22 protein-coding genes are annotated in these 22879 nt (G+C 66.9%); 7 read left to right on the top strand and 15 right to left on the bottom strand.

Features of this window, described 5'->3' with window-relative positions; translation table 11 throughout:
- Window positions 1-186: 186 nt before the first annotated feature.
- The 5 genes from atzF to AAFP35_RS05110 form a co-directional block, all read right to left on the bottom strand.
- Complete coding sequence (gene atzF, locus AAFP35_RS05130) at window positions 187-1863, bottom strand: allophanate hydrolase (protein ID WP_419220488.1); 1677 nt, start codon at window positions 1861-1863, stop codon at window positions 187-189.
- Window positions 1860-3893, bottom strand: coding sequence for a 5-oxoprolinase/urea amidolyase family protein (locus AAFP35_RS05125; protein WP_419220487.1), 2034 nt, complete (start codon window positions 3891-3893; stop codon window positions 1860-1862). Before AAFP35_RS05125 ends, atzF begins: the two co-directional genes overlap by 4 nt.
- Window positions 3894-3921: 28 nt before the next feature.
- Window positions 3922-4590 carry an urea amidolyase associated protein UAAP2 gene (locus AAFP35_RS05120; protein WP_419220486.1) on the bottom strand — a complete coding sequence of 223 codons (669 nt, stop codon included), beginning with the start codon at window positions 4588-4590 and terminating at the stop codon, window positions 3922-3924.
- A gap of 69 nt (window positions 4591-4659) precedes the next feature.
- The gene (locus tag AAFP35_RS05115) at window positions 4660-5511 is read right to left on the bottom strand and encodes an urea amidolyase associated protein UAAP1 (protein WP_419220485.1); all 852 of its coding nucleotides are present in this window, start codon (window positions 5509-5511) and stop codon (window positions 4660-4662) included.
- Window positions 5512-5622: 111 nt separating this feature from the next.
- Window positions 5623-7164 (bottom strand): amino acid permease, encoded by a 1542-nt coding sequence (locus tag AAFP35_RS05110; protein ID WP_419220484.1) that lies wholly within the window; start codon window positions 7162-7164, stop codon window positions 5623-5625.
- Between the two features lie 228 nt (window positions 7165-7392).
- On the opposite strand from AAFP35_RS05110, the gene AAFP35_RS05105 reads away from it, so the two are divergent.
- The gene (locus tag AAFP35_RS05105) at window positions 7393-8040 is read left to right on the top strand and encodes a TetR/AcrR family transcriptional regulator (RefSeq protein WP_419220483.1); all 648 of its coding nucleotides are present in this window, start codon (window positions 7393-7395) and stop codon (window positions 8038-8040) included.
- Window positions 8041-8069: 29 nt separating this feature from the next.
- Here the strand turns inward: AAFP35_RS05105 and AAFP35_RS05100 are convergent, their stop codons facing one another.
- Window positions 8070-8792, bottom strand: a complete 723-nt coding sequence (locus AAFP35_RS05100) for a hypothetical protein (protein WP_419220482.1) — start codon at window positions 8790-8792, stop codon at window positions 8070-8072.
- 309 nt (window positions 8793-9101) lie between these two features.
- On the bottom strand, window positions 9102-9605 hold the full coding sequence (locus tag AAFP35_RS05095) for a DUF4188 domain-containing protein (protein WP_419220481.1): 504 nt from the start codon (window positions 9603-9605) through the stop codon (window positions 9102-9104).
- A gap of 52 nt (window positions 9606-9657) precedes the next feature.
- Between AAFP35_RS05095 and AAFP35_RS05090 the strand changes: the two genes are divergently transcribed.
- Both AAFP35_RS05090 and AAFP35_RS05085 read left to right on the top strand, forming a co-directional pair.
- Window positions 9658-10251, top strand: coding sequence for a TetR/AcrR family transcriptional regulator (locus AAFP35_RS05090; RefSeq protein WP_419220771.1), 594 nt, complete (start codon window positions 9658-9660; stop codon window positions 10249-10251).
- Window positions 10252-10260: 9 nt separating this feature from the next.
- Complete coding sequence (locus tag AAFP35_RS05085; RefSeq protein WP_419220480.1) at window positions 10261-10764, top strand: MarR family winged helix-turn-helix transcriptional regulator; 504 nt, start codon at window positions 10261-10263, stop codon at window positions 10762-10764.
- A gap of 38 nt (window positions 10765-10802) precedes the next feature.
- Here AAFP35_RS05085 and mmsB read toward each other — a convergent pair whose 3' ends face one another.
- The 3 genes from mmsB to AAFP35_RS05070 form a co-directional block, all read right to left on the bottom strand.
- The gene (gene mmsB / locus AAFP35_RS05080) at window positions 10803-11672 is read right to left on the bottom strand and encodes a 3-hydroxyisobutyrate dehydrogenase (protein WP_419220479.1); all 870 of its coding nucleotides are present in this window, start codon (window positions 11670-11672) and stop codon (window positions 10803-10805) included.
- A 100-nt stretch (window positions 11673-11772) separates the two neighbouring features.
- Window positions 11773-12939: an acyl-CoA dehydrogenase family protein gene (locus AAFP35_RS05075; RefSeq protein ID WP_419220478.1), complete on the bottom strand. Its 1167-nt coding sequence runs from the start codon at window positions 12937-12939 to the stop codon at window positions 11773-11775.
- A 41-nt stretch (window positions 12940-12980) separates the two neighbouring features.
- Window positions 12981-14525, bottom strand: a complete 1545-nt coding sequence (locus tag AAFP35_RS05070; RefSeq protein WP_419220477.1) for a CoA-acylating methylmalonate-semialdehyde dehydrogenase — start codon at window positions 14523-14525, stop codon at window positions 12981-12983.
- Between the two features lie 193 nt (window positions 14526-14718).
- Between AAFP35_RS05070 and AAFP35_RS05065 the strand changes: the two genes are divergently transcribed.
- On the top strand, window positions 14719-15180 hold the full coding sequence (locus AAFP35_RS05065; protein ID WP_419220476.1) for a flavodoxin domain-containing protein: 462 nt from the start codon (window positions 14719-14721) through the stop codon (window positions 15178-15180).
- Here AAFP35_RS05065 and AAFP35_RS05060 read toward each other — a convergent pair.
- Window positions 15167-16084: a DMT family transporter gene (locus AAFP35_RS05060; protein ID WP_419220475.1), complete on the bottom strand. Its 918-nt coding sequence runs from the start codon at window positions 16082-16084 to the stop codon at window positions 15167-15169. The genes AAFP35_RS05065 and AAFP35_RS05060 overlap by 14 nt on opposite strands.
- Before the next feature lie 119 nt (window positions 16085-16203).
- Between AAFP35_RS05060 and AAFP35_RS05055 the strand changes: the two genes are divergently transcribed.
- The 3 genes from AAFP35_RS05055 (at window position 16204) to AAFP35_RS05045 (ending at window position 18522) form a co-directional block, all read left to right on the top strand.
- Window positions 16204-16482: a hypothetical protein gene (locus AAFP35_RS05055; protein ID WP_419220474.1), complete on the top strand. Its 279-nt coding sequence runs from the start codon at window positions 16204-16206 to the stop codon at window positions 16480-16482.
- A complete protein-coding gene (locus tag AAFP35_RS05050) occupies window positions 16479-16979 on the top strand; it encodes a SixA phosphatase family protein (RefSeq protein ID WP_419220473.1) in 501 nt (166 codons plus the stop codon). The genes AAFP35_RS05055 and AAFP35_RS05050 overlap by 4 nt, the downstream gene beginning before the upstream one ends.
- Window positions 16980-17223: 244 nt before the next feature.
- Window positions 17224-18522, top strand: a complete 1299-nt coding sequence (locus AAFP35_RS05045) for a DUF222 domain-containing protein (protein WP_419220472.1) — start codon at window positions 17224-17226, stop codon at window positions 18520-18522.
- Between the two features lie 9 nt (window positions 18523-18531).
- On the opposite strand, the gene AAFP35_RS05040 is transcribed toward AAFP35_RS05045, so the two are convergent.
- The 4 genes from AAFP35_RS05040 to AAFP35_RS05025 all read right to left on the bottom strand — a co-directional run bounded on the left by AAFP35_RS05040 (window position 18532) and on the right by AAFP35_RS05025 (window position 22854).
- Window positions 18532-19482: an esterase/lipase family protein gene (locus AAFP35_RS05040; RefSeq protein ID WP_419220770.1), complete on the bottom strand. Its 951-nt coding sequence runs from the start codon at window positions 19480-19482 to the stop codon at window positions 18532-18534.
- An 11-nt stretch (window positions 19483-19493) separates the two neighbouring features.
- On the bottom strand, window positions 19494-20630 hold the full coding sequence (locus AAFP35_RS05035) for a DNA polymerase IV (RefSeq protein WP_419220471.1): 1137 nt from the start codon (window positions 20628-20630) through the stop codon (window positions 19494-19496).
- 141 nt (window positions 20631-20771) lie between these two features.
- Window positions 20772-21947: an esterase/lipase family protein gene (locus tag AAFP35_RS05030; protein ID WP_419220470.1), complete on the bottom strand. Its 1176-nt coding sequence runs from the start codon at window positions 21945-21947 to the stop codon at window positions 20772-20774.
- 178 nt (window positions 21948-22125) lie between these two features.
- The gene (locus AAFP35_RS05025) at window positions 22126-22854 is read right to left on the bottom strand and encodes a hypothetical protein (RefSeq protein ID WP_419220469.1); all 729 of its coding nucleotides are present in this window, start codon (window positions 22852-22854) and stop codon (window positions 22126-22128) included.
- Window positions 22855-22879: the final 25 nt, after the last annotated feature.

Below are 22879 nucleotides of genomic sequence, written 5' to 3'. Positions count from 1 at the left end.
TCGCTGCCTCCTCCTCCGATGACGCGGGATGTGACATCCACTCTATCGAAGACAACCGGCGGATCCCCCGGTCCGCGCTGCGCGGTGGTCGACGTCGAGGCTGCGACGTCGTTCACCGCCCTGCCCTGACATCGATTCGGCGGCCCGTTGCCTCCGAGTCAGCTCCTCCGCGTCAGCTCCTCCGGCTCACCACCGTCGACGCTCCAATGGCTCGCCGCGAGCGGCGGCATCGGCCGCACAACCGAATCCGACCACCCACCGGCCGTCGGAGAGTTCCACGTCGCCCAGCATCATCGGTGCTGGCAGATCGGCGAGGAAGGAGCCGAGCGCGGCGATCGAGACGATCCACCGCTCGCCCTCGATGGATCGGCCGTCGGGGTCGCGCACCAGGCCGGGTTTGGGTGGTGTGGTGTCCAACGCGACCAGCCGGTAGCTCGCCGCGGTCTCGAGCGGCCCCGCCCAGCGCGCGCCCCGGTCGGCGAGTTCGTGCGCCAGCACACCGCCACGCATGTGCGCGCCGAACACGGCCACGTCCACGACATCGCGCCCGGCAACCGATTCGGGCCCCACAATTGATTCGGGCCAGGTCATCAACGAGTCGCCCGCACCCGCGAGCCGTCGGGCGAGATCGACGAGCACGGCGTCGCGATGCCCAGGTGCCAGCAGAGTGATCCCGAATTGCGCTCGGTCACCGTCCTTCTCGCGTACGGTCCCGGCCGGCACGGCCAGTCCGCACAGGTCGAAGAGGTTGCAGAAGTTGGTGTAGGTACCGAGCCGGGCGTTGACCCCGATCGGATCGGCGGCGACGTCGGCGATCGTCGGATGACAGGGCGCGGTGGGCACCATCAGCGCATCGGCCTCGGCGAACTCGGCCATCGCCTCGGTGCGCAGATCGGCGAGCTTGCGCCGCGCACGCAGCAGCTCGGCCGCGGTGTATTCCCCTGCCGCCCCGATGATCCCGGCCACCACCGGATCGACGCCGGCGGCATCGTCTGCGCGGTCGATGAACTCGCCAACGGCGTCGTATCGTTCGGCGACGAGTGCGTCCTCGTAGAGGAGTCGGGCCGCGGCCAGGAACGCGGAGAGGTCGATGGGCTTGACCCGCCACCCGGCGTCTTCGGCGCGGGCGACCGCCGCGGCGAATGCGGCGCGCCACGCGTCGTCGAGTTCGGGGAGTTCCGCCGGGATGGCGAGGGTGGGATGCTCGGGCGCCGCGAGGTGCAGGTCCGAGCCGAACGGTCGAGGCCCCCGCGCCTGCGCCATCGCGGTCATCGCCGCGTTGGCCGTCTCGAGGTCGCCGGCGAAGATCGTGACCGCGTCATAGCTGGCGCAGGCGGGCAGCACCCCCTCGGTGGACACCACTCCGACGGTGGGCTTCACGCCGACGACACCCTGGAATCCGGCCGGGACCCGGCCGGAGCCCGCGGTGTCGGTGCCGATCGCGATGTCGGCGAACCCCAACGCCACGGCGACCGCCGAACCGGAACTCGAACCGCCCGAGACGTGGTCGGGGCGACGCGCATCACGCACCGCCCCATAGGGACTGCGGGTGCCGACGAGGCCGGTCGCGAACTGGTCGAGGTTGGTCTTGCCGATCACCACGGCACCGGCGTCACGCAGTGCCCGCACCGCTGCCGCGTCGGTGGTCGGCGTGTAGGCGTAACCGGGGCACGCGGCGGTGGTGGGCAGTCCGGCGACATCGACGTTGTCCTTGACGGCCAGGACGACACCCGCCAATGGGCCACCGGCGCTCACGGATTCCCGATGGTCGGCCTCCACATCGGCCTGCGGGCGCAGGGTGATGAAGACCTCGGGACGGTCGGCCTCCGCGATGCGCTGGTAGATCTCGTCGATCCGGTTCATGCGACCTTCTCTCGTTCTGCCGGACTCATTGCTGTGTCGGTCACCCGGGCGGCGAATTCGCCACCGCGCGACCAACGTTCCCGTTCCTCGGCGCGCGCCTCCTCCATGCTCGAGCGGGTGGCGGCAATGTCGTCGGCATTGTCTGCCAGAAACCGTTCGTGCTCGGCGAGCGAGAAGGTGCCGTCGGTGATCCGGACGCTGTCACCGCGGCCGACCGCCACATCGGCGCGCATGTCGAGCAATTCCTCGGCGCTCACCGGATACCACCGTATCCGATCGAAGAACCGCAACAGCCACGGATGTTGCGGGTCGAAACCGGGTGCCGGCAGCGGATGCCGATGGTTCCAGACCTGGGTGGTGCGGCCGACGAACTGATACCCGCCGGGGCCTTCCATCCCGTAGATGCACAGGTAGGCGCCGCCGATACCGACCGCGTTCTCCGGTGTCCAGGTGCGCGCCGGGTTGTATTTCGTGGTGACCAGACGATGCCGCGGATCGAGCGGGACCGCCACCGGCGCACCGAGATACACGTCGCCCAGACCGAGGACCAGATAGCTCGCATCGAACACCGCGCGGTACACGTCGTCGACCGAGTTCAGACCGTTCATCCGGCGGATGAACTCGATGTTCCACGGGCACCACGGTGCGTCCGAGCGCACCCCCAGCATGTACCGTTCGATCGCCTCGCGAGTGGCCGGGTCGTCCCAGGACAGCGGCAGGTGCACCGTGCGACTGGGTACGACGAGGTCCTCGGCCGCGGGCAGTTGTGCCTCACATTCGGTGAGCCAGTCCAGCATCCGCCGCTGCGACCACACGTCAGGGTCGGCCTTCACCTGCAGTGACCGGATACCGGGGGTCAGGTCGGCGAGTCCGGCCGGTTGCTCGGCCTCGATCCGTTGCGCCAGCGCGTGCACTCGGGCGCGCAGGGCCAGATCCAAACGCATGTCACCGTATTCGACGAGAATGTTGTCGTCGCCGCTGCGGCGGTAGGTCACCGCGGTGGTGCCGTCGGCGGTCGTCGTGGTCCCCAGTATCCCGTCGTCGGTGTCGCCCCCGCGGGAGAGCACCTCGACGAAGCAGGCCCGCCGACCCAGTCCGAGTTCCGACGGCGATGCGGTGTCCTCGCTGCGCACCGCGACGAAACGTACGGTGTCGCCGGGTGCCAGCTGCCCGAGTTTCCAGCGCTGCGCCGTCACCACGGTGACCGGGCAGACGAACCCGCCGAGGCTCGGTCCGTCCGGGCCGAGCAGGATCGGGGTGTCGCCGGTGAAGTCGAGAGCACCGACCGAGTAGGCGTTGTCGTGGATGTTCGACGGATGTAGGCCCGCCTCGCCGCCGTCGGTGCGCGCCCAGCGCGGCTGTGGACCCGTCAGTCGGATACCGGTGCGGTCGGAGTTGAAGTGCACCTCGTAGTCGGCGGCGAACAGGTCGTCGATGTCGTCGGCGGTGAAGAACTCCGGGGCGCCGTGCGGACCCACCGTCACCCCGAGTTGCCATGCGCGTGTCAGGGCGGGCTGCTCGTCGCCCAGGATGCGCCGCGTCGGCCCCGTGGCCTCACCGGCCACCGACAGTTCGTTGCCGTCGCGCAGGATGCGTCCGTCGAGTCCGCCGAAACGTCCCATCGTGAAGGTGGCCCGGCTCCCGAGATAGACCTCGGCGTCGATGCCGCCTGCGACCGCGATGTAGACCCGCAACCCGAGCTCGGTCGCGGCGCCCACGTCGAGGACGTCGCCGGCTTCGATCCTGATCGGAACCCATTGCGGCACGGTATTTCCCGACACGGTCACGGTCACCGGAGCGCCGGTGACCGCGATCGTCGTCGGTGCGTCGAAGCGCAACGCGGGTCCCATCAGGGTGGCTTCCAGGCCGGCGGCGTCGGACGGGTTGCCGACGGCCTCGTTGGCCAGGCGGAAGGAGAGGTCGTCCATCGGCCCCGACGGTGGCACTCCGACCTTCCAGTGCCCGACACGGCCGGGCCAGTCCTGGATCGTGGTGAGCGGCCCGGCGCGTAGGACGGTGATGGTGGCCATGGTCTGGTCTCTCCTCGGGTTGGCGGGCTCAGGCGCCGGGGCGCGTCACGATGATCCGGATCGCGGTCGGGTCGAATCCGTTGCAGGGGTTGTTGATCTGCGGGCAGTTGGAGACGAGCACCAGGGTGTCGACCTCGGCCCGCAACGCCAGCCGCTTGCCGGGCGCGGAGAGCCCGTCGACGATCCCGAGCGCTCCGTCCGGATCGACCGGCACGTTCATGAAGAAGTTGACGTTGCCGACCAGATCACGTTTGCCGAGCCCGTGGCGTGCCCCCTCGATGAGGAAGTTCTCCACGCACGCGTGCTGGTGTTTGGTGTGGTGGCCGTAGCGCAGGGTGTTGGACTCCTGAGAGCAGGCGCCGCCGAGGGTGTCGTGGTTGCCCACCTCGTCGTCGACGATCGTCATCAACGCGCTCGACTCCTGGTCGCGGATGACGCTGCCGGTGGTGAGGAAGATGCTGCCCTGCGCGGCGATGGTGGCCTGGGCCGAGTAGCGGATGCGATGGTCGTGTGCGCCGTAGAACAGCGTGTCGACCGCCTGGTTGCCGTACAGGTCGACGATGGTGAGGACGTCGCCGGCGTCGACGACGCCGGACCAGGGCGCGCGCGCTCCGACGACGGCGTCGTCGATGATCTCGCCCGGGACGAGGGCGAGGTGGTCGGCGGGTGTGGTGGTGAGATCGGTGGTGGTGATCATGGTTTCCCTCGTGGGTCGGGTCGGCTCCGTGCTCGACAGATCGCCGATGGTGCAGATATCCGCGATTGTTCAGAAATGCCTTGCTGCCCACACGTCTTCGCTGTTGGCGACCGCACGCTGATACTCCGGATCGCGATCGGCCGACGCGGCGATCAGGTCGTCGAGTTCGTCTGCCGCACGCCAGGCGAGGACCTCGAGCGGGCCGGTCGTGAAGCTCGGTGCTGGGTCCAGCGGATGTGCGGTGTTGGCGATCGCGACCACGCACGGCAGGTGCAGGATGAGGTCGACGGATTTGTCCAGACCGGCCGAACCCTTCGAGGTGAGCGTGCCGTCGGCCTCCACCACGACGCCGTGGAAGAACGAGAGCGAGGGCGCCACGTCGGTCGGGGTCAGTCCGTGTTTGGCAGCGGCGAGGGTGAACAGCTCACGACCGGCGGGGCTGTCCGAATGTGCTGTTCCAGCACCGTATTTGGTGGCGTTGTCGGCAAGTGTGGTGGTTCCGCACAGCGCGTCGTGGTGCGCGCTGTCGTCGGCGACGACGGTGGCCAGGACCCGCCCCTGGTCACTGAGCAGCGGATGCCCGGTGCCCAGGTATGCCTGCCAGGGCACCTTGACGGTGTCGGCGACATTCATTCGCTCCCAGGGGCATTCGGCCCGCCACAGCAACAGGTGGGCACACGCCCGACCGTCGATGTCCCGCAGCCGCAGCCGGGTGCCGCGGGCCAGCACCTTGGTGGTGTACCGACCTCCGGGCACGGTCTCGGCCCAGGTCAGCAGAGAGGCGTCGAGGTCGGCAGGCGGGTCGGGCCAGCCCGTGGCGGGCACGACGGGCATCGCATCGGTGATGGTGCCTGCCTGTGCGCGAGCGTGGTCGCGGGCGCCCGCAGTGGTCCCGGTCGCGGCAACCGTGGTGCTACTCATGACGATGGATCTCCTTGGTGTGGTGGTTGTCTCGCCGCCCTCGGGCATGCCGGGGCGACATGCGGCGCGAAGGGCGCGGTGGTCGGCGAGCGAGGGCGGGGATGGGAGGGGTCAGCGGGTGAGTTCGACGGGTTTGGGGTGCGCTCTGCCGCGGGGGAAACACGCGATGCCGACGACGACGGTGATCGCGATGCAGATGGGCCCGGCCCAGCGCAGGATCGGCATCTCACCCGCCGGGTCGAAGACCTCGGCGCGCGGCCAGGACAGGTTGGCCACCATGAGCGCCCCGTAGAGGACGGCCAACAGGTTCACGACGACCCCGAATCGTCCGAGCGTGAACAGTTTTCGCCCCTCCGAATCGACGGCCACCTCGCCGCGCGGCCAGCCGCGTAGTCGGCGGTAGAGCATCGGTCCGGTCACCGCCAGGTACGCGAGGTAGATCAGGATGATGCACACGCTGGCCAGGGTCGCGAAGATCGCCGAGTTGCCCACGTTGACAACGAGGATCGCGATACACAGCACGCCGATGAGAATGGCGGGGGCGATCGGCGTCCCGGTGCGCTTGTTGACGTGGGACAGCGCGCGGGAGAACGGCAGTCGACCGTCCCGCGCCATCGAGAACATGAGGCGCGAACACGCGGTCTGGATGGCCAGGGTGCAGATCAGGATCGCTACCGCGACGTCGCAGAGCAGGACCTTGCCCCAGAAGCTGCCGAGTACCGAGTCGAGCACGTAGGGCAGACCGCCGGTGGCGAGTTCCTCGTCGAGGGTGGGGGCGGCCATGAGGGCACCGAGCAGCATGAGTCCACCACCGACAGCGGAGACGGTCAACGCCATCCGAATGGTGCGCGGCGCCACGCGACGCGGGTTGCGGGTCTCCTCGGCCAACTCGCCCGCCGAGCCGAAGCCGACCATCACATAGGCGGCCATCAACCCGGAGACGATGAATGCCCAGATGTAGCCGGGCTGTTGACCCGGGATGCCGGTGTCGAAGACCACGTCGGGCCCGCGCTTGGCATGGGTGAACAGGGCCAACACCACCGCCACCACACCGACCAGTTCGCAGGTGACGCCGATGCTGTTCACCCGACTCATCCAGGCGACGCCGACGCAGTTGATGGCGGTGACGATCACCACCAGGATCGAGCCGAGCAGCACCGCATTGGCGGCACCGCTGGTACTGGTGAGCGTCGGGTCGTCACCGATGATCTGGAAGCCGGTCCACACCGACGGCAGTACCACCTGTAGTGCGATGGCTGCCGCGGCTGCGGTGACGACCTGCGCGATCATCATGAACCAGCCGCCGAACCACCCGATCACCTCTCCACCCATCCGCCGCGACCACTGGTAGATCGCTCCCGAGATCGGATAGCGCGCAGCGATTTCCGCGAAGCAGAGCGCGACCAGGAACTGGCCCGCGTAGACCAACGGCCAGGTCCAGAAGAACGCCGGCCCGCCGAAGCCGAATCCGAGGCCGAACAACTGGAAGATGGTGGTGAGGATGGAGACGAACGAGAATCCGGCGGCGAACGACGCGAACTTGCCGAGCGACCGGTGCAGTTGCTGGTCGTAACCGAACGCGGACAGATCATCGGCGTCGCCGCCGCGCGAGGCGGGCGGCTCGGCCGGTGGATCGATGGTGGTGGAGGTCATGGCTGGATCTCTCTGCTCAGGGTCGTCGAGGGCTCCACGATGAGCTTTACCTGTCGACTGACAGATAACCGTCCAGCGATTTCTGTCGAATGACAGAAATGTTTCCGATGCGGAAACCTCCGCTACGAGTGTGTTACATGGCGCAGGTCGGGCGCACGGCGGTCCCGCCTCGGCGCGACTAGGGTGAAATCTGTCAGCAGACCGGCGCGAGGAGAACGGGGATCGGAGATGACGGCTCAATCGACATCGTCGCGGGCCGGCGCGAGCCCCGGCCGACCCCGACTGGTCAAGCCCAAGCGCATCGGCAACACCGCGCGCGACGAGATCCTCGACGCCGCAGCCGAACTGTTCACCCGCCACGGATACACCGGCACATCGACCCGCATGATCGCCGATGCCGTCGGCATGCGCCAGGCGTCGCTGTACCACTATTTCGCGACCAAGAACGACATCCTCGCGGCATTGTTGGCCACGACCGTGGATCCCTCCCTCGAGCGGGCACGCGAGTTGATGGCCGAGGATCGCAGTGCGACGCAGCGACTCCTCGACCTCGCCCGCTTCGACGTGTCCGGGCTCGCGGCCGCGCGCTGGAACCTGGGCGCGCTCTATCTGCTGCCCGAGGTCGCCGACGACAGGTTCGCCGAGTTCCGCGCGGCGCGAACGGAACTCGCACAGATCTACGAGACGCTCGCCTGCGCCGCACTCGGCAATGCCGACGACTCCCGCAGTATGCTCCCCTTCCGCCTCGTCGAGTCGGTGATCATGATGCGTTCCGACGAGGAACGCGGTGACCTCGACGACCACACAACCGCCGGTCTCGTCGAGGTCATCGTCGGCGCGATCGAGGTGCTCACACGCAACGGGCCGGCCGACTGACGTCGACCGGCCCGCGTCCGGGGATTAGATCAGGAGCCCGCGTCCGGTTCGAAATCCCACTTCGAACATCCGTAGACGATGTTGTCGGCGTAGGAGTTTTCGTTGTCGAGCGTGCCGTTCCGCACGCCGTATTCGCTGACCCACGCCCGCGGATTGTTCTCGGCGATCTGGGTCAGATTCAGCAACGTGGTCCGGTCGGTCTGCCCGTTGATCTTCTGGGTGCTCCACCATTTCCCGCGGGCGAGATCGTTGGCCGTCACGAAGCCGTTTGCGCCGCGATTGCCGTTGTGTTGCGGCTGCCAGACGAGTGTGGTGAATCCCGACAGCACGCTGTCGACGCGGCTGGCCCCGCGGATGCGGATCTGGAAGGTGGTCGCGGTGCCCTTGTACATGAAGCCGAGAGCATTGCGCTGCTTGGCCAACTGGTCGAGCGGCGTGCTCAATCCCGGGTGGAACAGGCTCGCGTACTGCGACGATCCCGGCCGGAACAAGTGCAGGTAACCGTTGCCCGACGCACCCTGGCCAACGGCGAAGGCGGGTTCGGCACCGTCGAGGCGCGTCCATCCCCACGTGGCGATCGGCGGGTACACGTTGGTGTGAATACAGGGGAAGCCCGGCGGCAGGATCTGGTCGAGACTGCCGTTGGGCCCGGCACCGGCGCTGGAGACACCGGGTATGAGCGACAAGGCGGTCGCGGAGACCGCGACGGCAGAGATGCGCGCGAACATGGGCAGACGACGAAGAGAGAACATGGGCATCCTCGGGGAAGTGGGATCGAGCTCGGTCTACAAGATGACCCGTTCTCACCTCAACGCGCAGAAGGCCGTTCGACTCGGACCTCCGGCACCGAGGCACTCGGGTCACGTCATGAAGTGATCCACCACAACACGTGGTCACCTGGTTCGGGTCGCTCGGCGATCGCTCGCCGGCACCCACATGCTGAACGTACCGAAGTTCTCTGAATTGATCAGCACATTAGCAATACTAAATATCGCAAATATGCGTTGCCGCACCGCGAATCCCCTTCGGCCCCAACGATCGAGGCGTCGCTGCCGTGCCTGTCAGGCCGAAGCCTCACCGTGGGGGACGGGACAGGACGTGGCCGCGAGTCGCTGCGCGGCACTCCCCTCACCCGAACCGATCGGCTTGACCCCGACCGCCTCGGCCAGCCCCCACGGCGGCATCCCGGACGCACTCGTCTCGTGTTCGCCGATCACGTACGTCTCGTGCCAGATGCCCACCGAATTCGTGCCGGCGAAGCGCTTGGCGAAGCCTCGCCACGCCGGGAGATGCGGTGCGCCCGGATCGGCGGCGAAGCGTCGTAGATCGTCGGCCGATCGCCAATACGACACCACCATCAGCGAGGCACCGAGATAGAGGCGGCAGGTGAGCATCCCCGCGTCCCGGTGTCGTCGCAGGTGGATCAGCATGCGAGGCATCGCGAAGAACGGGTACAGCCAGGCATACAACCGGAGCGGGTGGGTGACCCGCATGCCGATGAGAAACAACGTGGTGCCCGGCGGGGGCGTGACGTTGGTGGTGCGACGAGCATCCGTACTGACCACGACGACCTCCGATGAGTTTAGTAACAACGTTACAAAACAACGTTATGAAATGATGGCCCGTATGGCAAGACCCAAAGTGCACACCGACGAATTGCGCGACCGGCTCCTCGACGAGGCGGTCCGGGTGGTCGGCGCGCACGGCATCACCGCGTTGTCGGTGCGTGACGTCGCGCGCAGCGCCGGAACCTCGACGACGGCGGTCTACTCGTTGTTCGGCAACAAGGACGGACTCGTCCGCGGCGTGCTGGTTCGCGCCTTCGACTCCTTCAGCGCCGCCCAGGAGTCGAACGCACCCGACGGCGGCCCCGCCGACCTCGCCGGGCTGGGAGTGCAGTACGTCGGCTGGGCGATGGAGAACCCGCGACTGTACGAAGTGATGTTCGGTGAGGCGATGACCGGCATCGCACCCACGCCGGAAACCGATGCCGCGTCGGCACGGGCAATCGCACCGCTGCGCCGCGGCGTGACCCAGGCGATCGAGTCGGGGCTGTTCCGCTCCGCCGACGTGGACACGGTCGTCGCGTCGCTGTGGTCGCAGGTACACGGCATGGCACTGCTGTTGCTGTCCGGCCATTTCCCGGCCGGCGCGGATCCCGTCGCGGCGGCAACCGCCATCATCGACGGGTGGCGCAGCCAACCTGGCTAAGGTGATCACATGGCAGGCCGCAGCATGGACTTCGACCCGATAGCGCAGGCGCGACAGAACTGGGCAGAGGCCGGATGGAATGACGTCGCCGACGGCATGGTCGCGGTGACCTCGGTGATGCGTGCGCACCAGATCCTACTGGCGCGGGTCGAAAATGCCTTGCGCCCCTACGATCTGAGCTTCTCGCGTTTCGAACTGCTTCGCCTGCTGGCCTTCTCGCGGCAGGGCGCGCTGCCCATCACCAAGGCCAGCGACCGGCTACAGGTGCACGTGACCAGCGTGACCCACGCCATCCGGCGCCTGGAGGAGGCGAAACTCGTACGGCGCGTTCCACATCCCACCGATGGACGGACCACACTGGTCGAGATCACCGATCTCGGTATCTCGACGGTGGAGGATGCGACCGCAACGCTCAACCGTCAGGTTTTCGGGGACGTGGGCATGAGCCGCACCGAGATCGACGGACTCGTCTCGGCGATCGAGTCGTTACGCCACCACGCCGGGGACTTCTGAGGTTCGGGTGCGGCCGACGGGCCGCACCCGAACACCGGTCAGTGCAGCGACCCGATGATCGCGCTGAAGTCGAGATCGCCGTGCTGCTCGGCGAATGCGCGGTAGATCTGGGCGGCGTGGGTGCCGAGTGGGGCACGCGCCCCGGTGTCGGCGACGGCGTCCATGGCCAGCCCCAGGTCCTTGTTCATCAGGGCGGTCGCGAACCCGGGCCGGAAGTCGTTGTTGGCCGGCGACGTCGGCACCGGGCCGGGAACCGGGCAGTTGGTCTGCACGGCCCAGCAGTTGCCGGTGGCCCCGGTGATCACGTCGTAGAGCGCCTGATCGGACAGTCCGAGCTTCTCCGCGAGCACGAAGGCCTCGCCGACCGCGATCTGCTGTACCGCCAGAACCATGTTGTTGCACACCTTGGCAGCCTGTCCGGCGCCTGCCGCTCCGCAGTGGATGACCTTGCCCGCCATGGGCTCCAGGGTCGCGCGTGCCGCGGTGAATGCCTCGTCGTCACCGCCGACCATGAAGGCCAGGGTGCCCGCCGTGGCCCCCTTCACCCCGCCGGAGACCGGAGCGTCGAGTTGGGCGAAACCGTGTTCGGCCGCCTGCTCGTGAATCAACCGGGCGTCGGCGACGGAGATCGTCGAACTGTCGATGAACAGCGCTCCGGTCGGAGCCGCGGGCAGGACGTCGTCGTAGACCTTCTTCACGATGGCCCCGCTGGGCAGCATGGTGATGACGACCTCGGCAGCGGCCACTGCCTCCACCGCACTCGGGAACGTGGCGATCCCCCGCGCCTGCGCGGCCTGTACCGCTTCGGGGACCGGGTCGAACCCGTGGACCGTGTGGCCTGCTGTCACGAGGTTGACGGCCATCGGGCCACCCATGTTGCCCAGGCCCAGAAAGGCGATCGTCGTCATTGTCGAATCTCCCAGGATCTCTTCGGTTTCGGTGTTGTTGACGCGTTGTCGTTGCGCGTTGTCGTTGACGCAGTGCTGCGAACTCGGCCGACGGATGCGGTCAGCCGTCGCGGTGACGCCCGGCGATGGATCGGCCGACGACCACCCGCATGATCTCGTTGGTGCCCTCCAGTATCCGGTGCACACGCAGATCGCGGACGATCTTCTCCAAACCGTATTCGTTCAGATACCCATAGCCACCGTGCAATTGCAGCGCCTGGTCGGCGACGGTGAAGCAGCTGTCGGTGACAAAGCGTTTGGCCATCGCGCACTGCTCGACCTTGTCGGGGGCATTCGTGTCGAGCGCCGACGCGGCGTGCCAGAGCATCAGGCGCGACGCCTGCAGCGCCGTCGCCATGTCGGCCAGCGTGAATCTGATGGTCGGCTCGTCGATGAGCGCGTTGCCGAATGCCCGCCGCGACGCCACGTACTCGGCGGCGCGGTCGAAGGCCGCCTGCGCGCCGCCGAGCGAGGACGCCGCGATGTTGAGCCGGCCACCGTTGAGCCCGTTCATCGCGATGCCGAAGCCGATGCCCTCCGACGCGCCGAGCAGGTTGGCCGAGGGCACTCGCACCTCGTCGAGGATGACCTGCGCGGTGGGCTGGGCATGCCACCCCATCTTGCGTTCCTGCGCCCCGAAACTCAGTCCGGGACTGTCCTTCTCGACCAAGAACGTGGAGATGCCGCGGGCGCCGGCGGCGCCGGTGCGGGCCATCAGCACGTACACGTCGCTCGCCCCCGCGCCGGAGATGAACTGCTTGACCCCGGTGAGCACGTAGTCGTCGCCCGAGCGCACGGCCCGCGTCGACAGGGCGGCCGCGTCCGAGCCGGCCCCCGGTTCGGTGAGGCAATAGCTCGCGATCGCGTCCATCGTCGCCAGTCGCGGCACCCACGTCGCTCGCTGTTCGTCGGTGCCGTACTGATCGACCATCCACGTGCACATGTTGTGGATGGACAGGAACGCCGCGACGGCCGGGTCGGCGTAGGCGAGTTGCTCGAAGATGCGCACACCGTCGAGGCGGCGTAACCCACTGCCGCCGACGTCTTCGGCGCAGTAGATGGCCGCCATCCCCAATGCCGCGGCCTCCCGCAACTCCGCGACCGGGAAATGATGGGTCTCATCCCATTCCAGCGCGTAGGGCGCCAACTTCTTGGCCGCGAACCCGGCCGCGGTCTCGACGATGACGCGCTCGTCCGCGTCGAGACCGCCGTCGGTACTGATGGTCATCGGATTCTGTTCTCCCGCTGCCTGTATCCCTGCAATCCCGGTCAGTCCATGGTGGGGATGACGAACTCCGCGCCATCCTTGATGCCGGACGGCCAACGCGTGGTGACCGTCTTGGTCTTGGTGTAGAACTGGATCGATGCCGGGCCGTGCTGGTTGAGATCGCCGAAGCCGGACCGCTTCCAGCCGCCGAAGGTGTAGTAGGCCACCGGGACCGGGATCGGGACGTTGACGCCGACCATGCCCACGTCGACCCGGGCGGTGAAGTCGCGCGCGGCGTCACCGTCCTGGGTGAAGATGGCCACCCCGTTGCCGTACTGATGGTCGCTGGCGAGGGCGAGCGCCTCCTCGTAATCGTGGGCACGCACGATCTGCAGCACCGGTCCGAAGATCTCGTCGACGTAGGAGGTCATGTCCTTGGTGACGTGGTCGAAAAGTGTTGGCCCGATGAAGAATCCGTTGGACAGGTCCTCGTCGCCGTACTGCTGTTCGTCGCTGGCACGCTCGCGGCCGTCGATGACGAGTTCGGCGCCCTCCTCGACCCCCTTGGCGATGTAGCCCTTGACCCGCTCGAGTGCGGCCGCGGTGACCAACGGCCCGTAATCGGCCTTGGGATCGAGACTGTGGCCCACACGCAGTGCGTTGACCTTGTCGATCAGCTTGGCACGCAACCGTTCCGCGGTCTGCTCCCCCACCGGCACCGCGACGCTGATGGCCATGCACCGTTCGCCCGCACTGCCGTATCCGGCGCCGATCAGCGCATCGACCGCCTGATCGAGGTTGGCGTCGGGCATGATGATCATGTGGTTCTTCGCGCCACCGAAGCACTGTGCGCGCTTGCCGTTGGCAGCCGCGGTGGCATAGATGTACTGCGCGATGTCGGAGCTACCCACGAATCCGAGCGCCCGCACCTCCGGGTGACCAAGGAGCGCATCAACTGCCTCCTTGTCGCCGTGCACCACCTGAAAGACCCCGTCGGGTAGGCCAGCCTGGGTGAACAGCTCGGCCAGTTTCACCGGGACCGACGGGTCGCGCTCGCTGGGCTTGAGGATGAAGGCGTTGCCGCACGCCAACGCCGGGCCCGCCTTCCACAGCGGGATCATCGCCGGGAAGTTGAACGGGGTGATCCCGGCGACCACACCGAGCGGCTGACGAATGGAGTGCACGTCGATGCCGCCACCCGCCCCCTCGGTGAACTCACCCTTGAGCAGGTGCGGGATGCCGATCGCGAACTCGATGACCTCGATGCCGCGCTGGATGTCGCCCTTCGCGTCGGCATGGGTCTTGCCGTGCTCGAGCGAGAGCAGGGTGGCCAGCTCGTCGGCATTCGCGTTGACCAGCTCGACGAACTTCATCAGCACGCGAGCGCGGCGTTGCGGGTTCCAGGCCGCCCACTCCTTCTGCGCCGCCACCGCGGTGGCCACCGCGGCGTCGACATCGGACGTACTCGCGAGCGGCACCTGGGCCGCGACGGCACCGGTGCTCGGATTGAACACGTCAGCGAAGCGGCCGTCGGTGGCGGTCACCGCAGCGCCGTTCAGGTAGTGCGGGACGGAGCGGACAGCGTTGGCTGCGTCGGGTGTGGACACGGGAGATCACCTTGATTCACGGTCGGGGCAGAGCCGGGCATGTGGCTTACATCTCCATATAGTAGGACATCCAAGTATTTTTGCAACCCCCTCTGAACTGGGGATTGGCGCCGAAAAGTCGAGTTAGGGTAGCCTCTGTCGGAGCTATACGGTCGCGACCGTCAGAGAGTCGCGTCGAGAGGAGTTGTCACACATGTCGGTCGTCATCCTGTACGGCACCGAGACCGGTACCGGCGAGCTCGTCGCCGACGCGATCTCCGATGTCCTCGCGGTCGATCACGATCCGTCGATCTACGACATGAGCGAGTACGCGGTGGAGGATCTGACTGCCGACGACTTCCTCGTCGTGGTGTGCTCGACCTATGGCGAGGGTGAGCTGCCCACCGGCGCCGAGCCGTTCGCCGAGGAACTCGACTCCGTGAACCCCGACCTGAGCGGCCTGCGCTTCGCCGTGTTCGGACTCGGCGACACCGTCTACGGCGAGACCTTCAACCGCGGCGGCGAGATCATGGCCGAGATGTTGACCAAGCGCGGCGCAGTCCAGGTCGGCGAGCACGCCCGCCATGACGCTTCGTCAACGATCAAACCTGCCAAGCAGGCCGCCGAGTGGGCCGAAGGCATCGCCTCGGTCGTCGACCCGGTCACTGCCAGCTGACGCTCGACGACCTCGCATTCGACGGCTCCGGCGCCAGCAGCGCCGGGTCGATCTGACCTGAAACGCACGACTCTGGGCGGCCGTGCACCTCTTCGGCGCGCACGGCCGCGAGCTTCGCGAGCTCCAGAACCGCTCGCACCATCACCGCGAGCACCACACCGAGGAACAGGGCCGTGGGCACCGACACCTTGAGGTTCTCCCCGAGCAGCAGAACGCCGAGCGCCATCGACACGGCCAGTTCCATCACAGTGAGGGCGGGAAACGACGTCTGGAGCTCGCCGGCACCGAACGCGCGTTGCTGCGCAACGATCGCTCCACCGACGACTGCGAGGAACAGGTACAACTCCGGCTGCACGAACATGAGTAGCGGATCATCGAAGAGCTGTCCGGCCACGGCCTTCACCAAGAGCGCAGACATCCCGAACAGCGCACCTGCGGTCACTCCGTAACACAGGGCGCGGTAGTGGGGGGTCGATCGTTCCGCAGCGATCACGCAGGCGGCCAGAGCGAGGATGACTGCGCCGATCGTCACGGTCATGACCAGATTGTCGGGCCTGCGCAGCGACGGCTCGGGTCGCGAGATCGACAAGAACACGGTCACACAGATCACCAGGACCCCGCCCCACACCCATTCGGGGCGTAGCGGGCGCCGATGTTCTGCCCACGCCTCCATCGGCAGCGCGAACAGGATGGCCAGCACCACCAGCGGCTGCACGAGCAACAACGAGCCAAGGCCCAGCGCTGCCGCCTGGCACAGAAAGCCACACACCGCGACGACTGCCCCGGTCCACCACCCCCGGCCGATCGCCCCGCTGGCATACGATGCGCGCTGTCGCATCACGGTGCCGCCGGCGATCAGCAACGCCGCCAGCACCGCCAGCAACGCGGGAACCCAGGAATGCACATCGCCCAGGCTAACGACTGATGCAAATCGTTCAAGGCGGACGACCACCTGGGCGCATCCGCGACGCGTGCCCGGTGTGGGTCCGACAGGGTGTCGGACAGGAGTCGTAAATTGAGGGCATGCGCTTCCAGCCCGAACTCGAACGTCTCGCAACCCTGGACGCCGACACGATCGACCGCGCGTGCTCGACGCCGGAATGTCTGCCAGATCTGATCGGCACGGCCGTGGACGAATATCTCGCGTTCGACGAGTACGCCGACGCCCATTTCGCGGCCGGCGACATCGATGAGGCGACACTCTGTCGGCAGGAGGCGGCGGCGTGGCGGGCCACAGTGGCGGTCTTGCGATCGATGTCGCGAATGCCTGGCCATGCGAACGGCGAGGTCGGTGCCGCATGACACGCACACTTGTGCTGATGCGCCACGGCAAGTCCGGATATCCGCCCGGGGTCGCCGACCACGAACGGCCGCTCGCCGATCGCGGCCGCCGAGAGGCGGCCCTCGCCGGGCTCTGGATGGTCGATGAGGGACTGCACGTGGACGCGGTGCTGTGTTCCACTGCGACTCGCACGCGGGAGACACTGGACCGGACCGGGATCGTGGCGCCGACCACCTACCTCGATGACATCTATGGTGCAGCGCCCGACGAGATCCTCGAGGTGCTGCGGGTGCACGCCCCGGCCGACGCGACCACGGTGCTCGTCGTCGGGCATTCGCCGGGTATGCCTGCCACCGCTCTCACCGTGGATGACTCGGGCAACATCGACCGCTTCCCGACCTCCGCGTACGCCGTCCTGTCGGTGGGGTCGGCATGGCATCGGATCGGACTCGATGCGGATCCGGACGCGCGGTTGACGGGTGTTCGGGTACCGCGAGAAGCCCCGAACGAGCCGTAGCACGGGGCCGCGTCGCGACCGTCCACGCGTGTGAGGAACCGGCGTGAGTCGCCCGTCGAGCATGCGCTGCCCTCCCCAACTGAATCTGCTTCTCATGTTCAGACGGTGCCCAGACGGATCCGGTTCCATGGCAACTCGGGGTTCCGGTCACCGACTTGTCCAGATTCCCACCGGCCAACCGCAACCATCCACAGATCTCTCCGAGCGCGAATCGACGCCGTCTCAGGCCACTAGCTTCGCGATCATGAACGATCTCGATGCCGTCACCACGGCTCTTCTCGACCTGCTCGGCGACTGGGATGTGAGTTCCGTCGACGATGCCACCTTGGTTTCCGCGGCCACTCGAATGGTCAAGATACGCAACGCAACTGATGGCGTGCTGCTCCGATTGGCAGCCGAGATCGACCGCCGGGGCGCAGCGCGGCGCCTCGGAGCAGCATCCACCGGCCAATGGTTCACCAGTCTCGGCATCTCCCCGTTTCTCGCCTACCGATGGGTTCGCGACGGCGCAGCCTTGCGAGAACTCCCCACTGTCAGTCGCGATGCCGCTGACGGCGGGCTGTCCGGAGAACACGTGCATGCCGTCATCGACGGTCTCGCACACGTGGCGGGTCGCGCCCACCTGAACGAGGAACAACGCGCCCACGTGGTGCGCCAACTCCTGGCGCACGCGCACACCACTTCGCCGCCCCAGGTTTCCGCCAGAGCTCGGGCCATCGCCATCGAGCTGGCACCCTCCGTTGAGCGGAAAATCCCAGTAGCAGAGGATCGTTCGTTGAACATGGCTGACGCCGCGCTGGGTGCGGACGGCCGGGTCCACGGGCGCTTCGACCTCGACTGTGTGATCGGAGAGAAACTGCTCGCGACCGTGAACGCTCTGTCGCGGCCCGCCCCACAGCACGACGGGTCACCAGACCCGCGCAACGACGGGCAGCGTCGCGCCGACGCCATCGAGATCATCCTCGACAACTATCTACAGGGCGACAACACCATCTCGCACGCCGGTGGTCACCGCCCCCACGTGACGCTGACACTTCCGGCCGGACAGGCACCGCGGGCGAACATCTCCGACGGGACGAGTACGGTCGACGGCTCGACCGTTGCAACTCTTGCCTGGACCGGGCCGGTGTCTGCCGCGACGGCCGAGCTCATCAGTTGCGACAGCGAAATCACGACGATCCTCCTCGACTCGGAGTCAGTGCCACTGGATGTGAAGCGCAAACACCGAATCGTCACGCCGGCCATTCGCCAGGCACTGATCGTCCGTGACAAAGGCTGCGCGTTCCCGGGCTGCACGGCCCCGCCCGCGTGGGCAGAAGCCCATCACATCGTCCACTGGGAACACATGGGTGACACCAGCCTCGACAACTGCGTGCTCCTGTGCCGCCGGCACCACACCGCGATTCACCACACAGGCTGGGATGTGGTCATGGGTGATGATCGACATCCGTGGTTCGTCCCGCCGGAGTCACTCGACGCGACGCGTACCCCGGTCCGGTCGCAGGCACGCCGCACACTGACGAACCTGACGACGGCCGCATAGGCAAGAGAGTCAGCCTCCGGTGAACGGAGACACGGAAACACACGGCACCGGCCGGCGATGCGCAGGATCCAGCGCATTGAGCACCATCGCGGCGGACCTCCGATTGGCGACGATGGACAGATGATCGGAATGATCCGACGTGCACCCTTGCTGCACAACGATATTCGTCACGACAGACCCCTCGGGGCCGTGGAGGAGACCGTTACTGTAGGGGGTCACGATCTCGTCGTCGCGGGTGGTGATGTTCGTATAGCGCACGCCGGGTAGATACGGAGTGGGCTGCCGTACCGCACGATTGAAATCAGTATCCGCCGGTGGCGCACTACATCCCGGACACGATGACTGCACAAGCGGAGCAATCCCCAGTCCTCGCTGGACCGCGCCGACCATGTCACTGCGCGCGTCATCCTCATCCGGTCCCTGCCGCCAGTAAGGGGCCAATGACACGTAATGGGCCACCTTTCCTCTGCCGCCGAGGTACTTCATCCAGTACGTGGGGATCTCAGTGCCGAGAGAGTGTCCGACGATGTCGACTTGCCGAGCCCCAGTCGCCTCGAGCACGCGGTGGGCGAACACCTTGATCTGCCATGCACTATCCGTCTTCACACCGAGGCCGCCGAGCGCCGACAGCGGCCACACCGACCCGAGCGTCCCGTACGTGGGCGCAAAGACGCAGTACCCGTTGTTGACCAACACCGGAGCGAGTGTCGCCCAATTGGTTTGGCGTCCCCCACCGCTGCCGTGCACGAGAATGACAGGACGCGGATGCTCACGAGAAGGCTTGCAGCGGAAGTCGTTGGTGCCGGGCAACGAGCCTCCCGGGTCGCGCAGCTCCGCGGTGATGCCTGCGAGGAAGTCGTAGGTCACCGGCAGCCGGTCCGGTCGCGCCCCGGCGTCACCGGGCGCGACGGCCGCCCAGGTCGCGAGTACCGCGACGACAGCCCCGATCACCCACCGCATTCGTACTGTCCTCATGCTTCTCCACTCACGCCATCCGCGCTTTCCTCGTCGGTCACCAAGTCCAGACGCACACCGAGCAGCCGAACCGGGCGACCTCGCTCGAAATCGTCGAGCAACTCCGACACCACCGGTTCGATGTCGTCATACACAGTTGTCGCCGACGAGAGCTTCCGAGACTTGGTGCGGGTGAAGAAGGTGGAGGTGCGCAGTGTGACCGCCACCCGAAACACGACACGTCCCTCATCGAGCACCTGGTCGAGCACCTCGCGCGTCAATGCGCGTGCCGCCACGTGCATCTCGTCGATATCGGTGAGGTCGACGGGAAAGGTCCGCGACTTGGAATGCGACCGCGCCAACCATGGCTCCTCTGTGATGGTCGAATCGCCACCACCGCGGCAGAGCACGTACAACCAGTTGCCCTGGTGAGGACCGAAGATCTCGATCAGGTCGTCGCGTGGGGTGTCGATGAGCTGGCGCACCGTGTCGACATCGCGCGCGGCCAGTTTGGCGGCGGTCTTCGGCCCGACACTCCACAGGTCACGGCACGGCCGGTCCCCCATCAGGTCGAGCCAGTTACGTCCGTCCAGGACGAACACCTTGTCTTGGACGGACTTCTTGGCGAATGAGGTCGCCATCTTGGCCCGTTGCTTGTTGTCGCTGATGCCGATCGAGCAGGACAAGCCGTTTGAGGCGGCGATCGCCGAGCGGATCTCGCGAGCGATGTTTTGCACGTCGGCGTCGCTGACGGTGGGCACATCGGCGGTGGCCGAGTCGGGCACGTCGACTCGCTGAACGCCCAGATATGCCTCGTCCCAACCCCACACCTCGACCGGATGACCGAAGCTGCCCAGCACCGTCATGACCTCGGCAGACGCTGCATCGTAGGCCGGGATGTCGAGCGGCAGATAGACGGCGTCGGGCATCTTGCGGTAGGCACTGCGCAGCGGCATCCCGGCATGTACGCCCTCGTCGCGGGCCTCGTAGGAGGCGCAGGTCACGACCTTGCGGGCTTCGGTCGGGTCACCGTTGCCCCCGACGATGACCGCGACGTCGACGAGTTCGGGACTACGGAGCCGCTCTACCGAGACCTGGAACTGGTCGAGGTCCACATGGAGCAGCCACCGGTACCGAGGTGGTGAGTCGGCCACCCACTCAGCCTACTGCCGGGGCCCGCCGGATCGGGGCCGAAGACGTCTCCGGGTCGGGCCGGCCGAGGCGGCACTGCACCTGGCCGACCCGACCCGACCCCGCAGCGACGCCCTCCCCTGCGTCGACGTGGTCTATCGCGATCAGAAGCTGAAGAACCATGGGTTCGGTCCGCACGCCAAGGTGCTGAACCGTTGCGGATCGAGCGCACGTAATGCGATCGACATTGCGCGCGGCGAGTAGGACATCGATATGTGGTCGGATGTGTCCTGGGGACAACCATCCTGCAGCACAATGTTGTTCACACCTGGTCGATGGATGAAGGTGAGGTCGAACGGGGTGGTAACTTCGTCGTACCGAGAGCCGACGATCGTGTAGTCCACGCCGGGGAACACGAGTTTCGACCGGTTCAGGTTCTTGATGAAGGGCGAGTCAACGGTCTGTTGGATTCCGGACCGACCGACGAGCAGTTCGACCACACCGAGCACGTTGAACGCGGGACCCACATTGTTGATGCCGCGTCCGAGCGCGCCGATACCGAGGAGGGTGGTGCCCTTGTGGGTGGCGCCGTAGGTGATGAGTTTGCCGATCTTGGAGCGCTCCGGGTGGTCGTAGTCGGCACCACCGCCGAACTTCATCCATTGGCGAACCATCAAGCCGCCCTGTGAATGCCCGATGACGTCAACCTTCGTGGCACCGGTGGCCTGCCGGACGCGATCGATGTACTCGCCGAGTTGCGCCGCCGAGTATTCGATGGCGATCTCACCGTTGGTGCCGGGCAGTACGGTTCCGAGCCCACCACCGTTGAGCAGATCGGTGCGGCCGTAGTTGGGGGCGAACACGCAGTAGCCGGCCTTCTTGAGCACGGGCGCGAATGCCGCCCAGTTGTTGTAGGCGTTCTCCCACGTTCCGTGCACGAGCACGATGGGCCGCTGCCCGGGCCGGGGTTTGCAGTTCCAGTCGTTGGCTCCGGGTGGGGCGACGTTCGGGTGAAATTGCGAGTAGGCGAACGCAGGCCAGAATCCGCGCTGCGCCGGACCGACGCCCTGCGTGTTCGCGATGGGTCCGAGCGGACGGCTCGACGTGTCGTGCCGCAGGCCGTTCACCGCTCGCGGCGACCCGGGTTTCGCGGTCGCGTTGATGTAGTCGGTGAGTGTCTGCGCTTGCGCGATCTCGGCGTCGGTCGGAGCAGACACCGACGGTGCCGTGATCGCCGGGGCAGCCGTGGCGGCTCCCGGCATCGCGGTGGCGGTCAGTGCGGCCGCGATGGTCAGTGCGCCGGCCATCACCCGGCCCCATCGACCCCGCGGCCCCCTCATGTATCCCCCTTGACGTGCAGAAACCTGACGCTTCGCCGCAACCTACCGGACAGTAGCTTACCGATGCGTAAGCTACCGTAGAGTACGAATCAAGCGATGTCCAGTGGCGGGCACCACAATTCTCAACTCCTATGACCTGTCACACGTGCAGGGATGCCGAACGATCCGCCGCTCCAGGTCAGGGCCGTTGCGCGAGCCGCATCGTCGTCGTGTCCAGACCGACAAGACGACACCCGGCGGTCAAGGCGTCCGGGTTGTAATCGAGCAACGACGAGTCGCGGACATCGCCGTCACCGGCACAGAACGGCAGGCCCCACCGCTCGAGATCGGGATCGGCGAAGAAGGCACTGGCCTTGCCGATGTAGAGCGACAACAACTGCGTGTCCACCGCGCCCAGACTCGGCAACGCCGCCGACAACACCCTCTGCAGCAGCGCCCGGTCGTCGTGCAGCGGCCTCGGCCTCAGGTTCAGCGCCCGCGAAGCGGTGCCGCAATCGGTGGGGTCGGTCAGCGCGTGGACCGCGACGAACGCGAATGCCACCGACACCACCGCCCGCCCGCGCGGTGCGGCCGCCCAACGCCCATCGGCGAGGACCGACCGCACCGCACGAACCGGCAGCGCCGCGGGAATGTGCTTCAGATCCTCAGGCGGACAGGGCATCTCCCCTAATGCATCAAGAATCATCGTGCGCAGCACGCCAACCCGCTTGACGTGCGCGCGCAGCACCCCGGACAACGCGATCGACGAATCGAAACTCAGTCCGAACAGGTGCGGCGAGTCGAGAATCGCATCGAGACCGGGGATCACGATGATCTCCTCGACCTCGATCGCCTCGAGCAACGCCATCGGTCGCCGATACCCCTGGTCGACAGATCTCCTCAATCCCATGGTGAGTGTTTCACTCATCCGGGCCCCCTCGTGTTCCTTGACA

The sequence above is a fragment of the Gordonia sp. CPCC 206044 genome, from assembly GCF_048537895.1.
Taxonomy (GTDB): domain Bacteria; phylum Actinomycetota; class Actinomycetes; order Mycobacteriales; family Mycobacteriaceae; genus Gordonia.
Note: the sequence above shows the minus strand (reverse complement) of the source record. Positions and strands in the feature narration are given on the sequence as shown.

Coding starts and splice junctions, on each gene's coding strand:
- mmsB (WP_419220479.1), bottom strand. CDS start 11,672: ATGACGACGATCGCCTTTCTGGGCCTGGGCAACATGGGTGGCCCGATG.
- AAFP35_RS05120 (WP_419220486.1), bottom strand. CDS start 4,590: ATGATCACCACCACCGATCTCACCACCACACCCGCCGACCACCTCGCC.
- AAFP35_RS05055 (WP_419220474.1), top strand. CDS start 16,204: ATGCGCTTCCAGCCCGAACTCGAACGTCTCGCAACCCTGGACGCCGAC.
- AAFP35_RS05075 (WP_419220478.1), bottom strand. CDS start 12,939: ATGACCATCAGTACCGACGGCGGTCTCGACGCGGACGAGCGCGTCATC.
- AAFP35_RS05110 (WP_419220484.1), bottom strand. CDS start 7,164: ATGACCTCCACCACCATCGATCCACCGGCCGAGCCGCCCGCCTCGCGC.
- AAFP35_RS05065 (WP_419220476.1), top strand. CDS start 14,719: ATGTCGGTCGTCATCCTGTACGGCACCGAGACCGGTACCGGCGAGCTC.
- AAFP35_RS05100 (WP_419220482.1), bottom strand. CDS start 8,792: ATGTTCTCTCTTCGTCGTCTGCCCATGTTCGCGCGCATCTCTGCCGTC.
- AAFP35_RS05115 (WP_419220485.1), bottom strand. CDS start 5,511: ATGAGTAGCACCACGGTTGCCGCGACCGGGACCACTGCGGGCGCCCGC.
- AAFP35_RS05105 (WP_419220483.1), top strand. CDS start 7,393: ATGACGGCTCAATCGACATCGTCGCGGGCCGGCGCGAGCCCCGGCCGA.
- AAFP35_RS05085 (WP_419220480.1), top strand. CDS start 10,261: ATGGCAGGCCGCAGCATGGACTTCGACCCGATAGCGCAGGCGCGACAG.
- AAFP35_RS05125 (WP_419220487.1), bottom strand. CDS start 3,893: ATGGCCACCATCACCGTCCTACGCGCCGGGCCGCTCACCACGATCCAG.
- AAFP35_RS05040 (WP_419220770.1), bottom strand. CDS start 19,482: ATGCGGTGGGTGATCGGGGCTGTCGTCGCGGTACTCGCGACCTGGGCG.
- AAFP35_RS05025 (WP_419220469.1), bottom strand. CDS start 22,854: ATGAGTGAAACACTCACCATGGGATTGAGGAGATCTGTCGACCAGGGG.
- AAFP35_RS05090 (WP_419220771.1), top strand. CDS start 9,658: ATGGCCCGTATGGCAAGACCCAAAGTGCACACCGACGAATTGCGCGAC.
- AAFP35_RS05045 (WP_419220472.1), top strand. CDS start 17,224: ATGAACGATCTCGATGCCGTCACCACGGCTCTTCTCGACCTGCTCGGC.
- AAFP35_RS05050 (WP_419220473.1), top strand. CDS start 16,479: ATGACACGCACACTTGTGCTGATGCGCCACGGCAAGTCCGGATATCCG.
- atzF (WP_419220488.1), bottom strand. CDS start 1,863: ATGAACCGGATCGACGAGATCTACCAGCGCATCGCGGAGGCCGACCGT.
- AAFP35_RS05030 (WP_419220470.1), bottom strand. CDS start 21,947: ATGAGGGGGCCGCGGGGTCGATGGGGCCGGGTGATGGCCGGCGCACTG.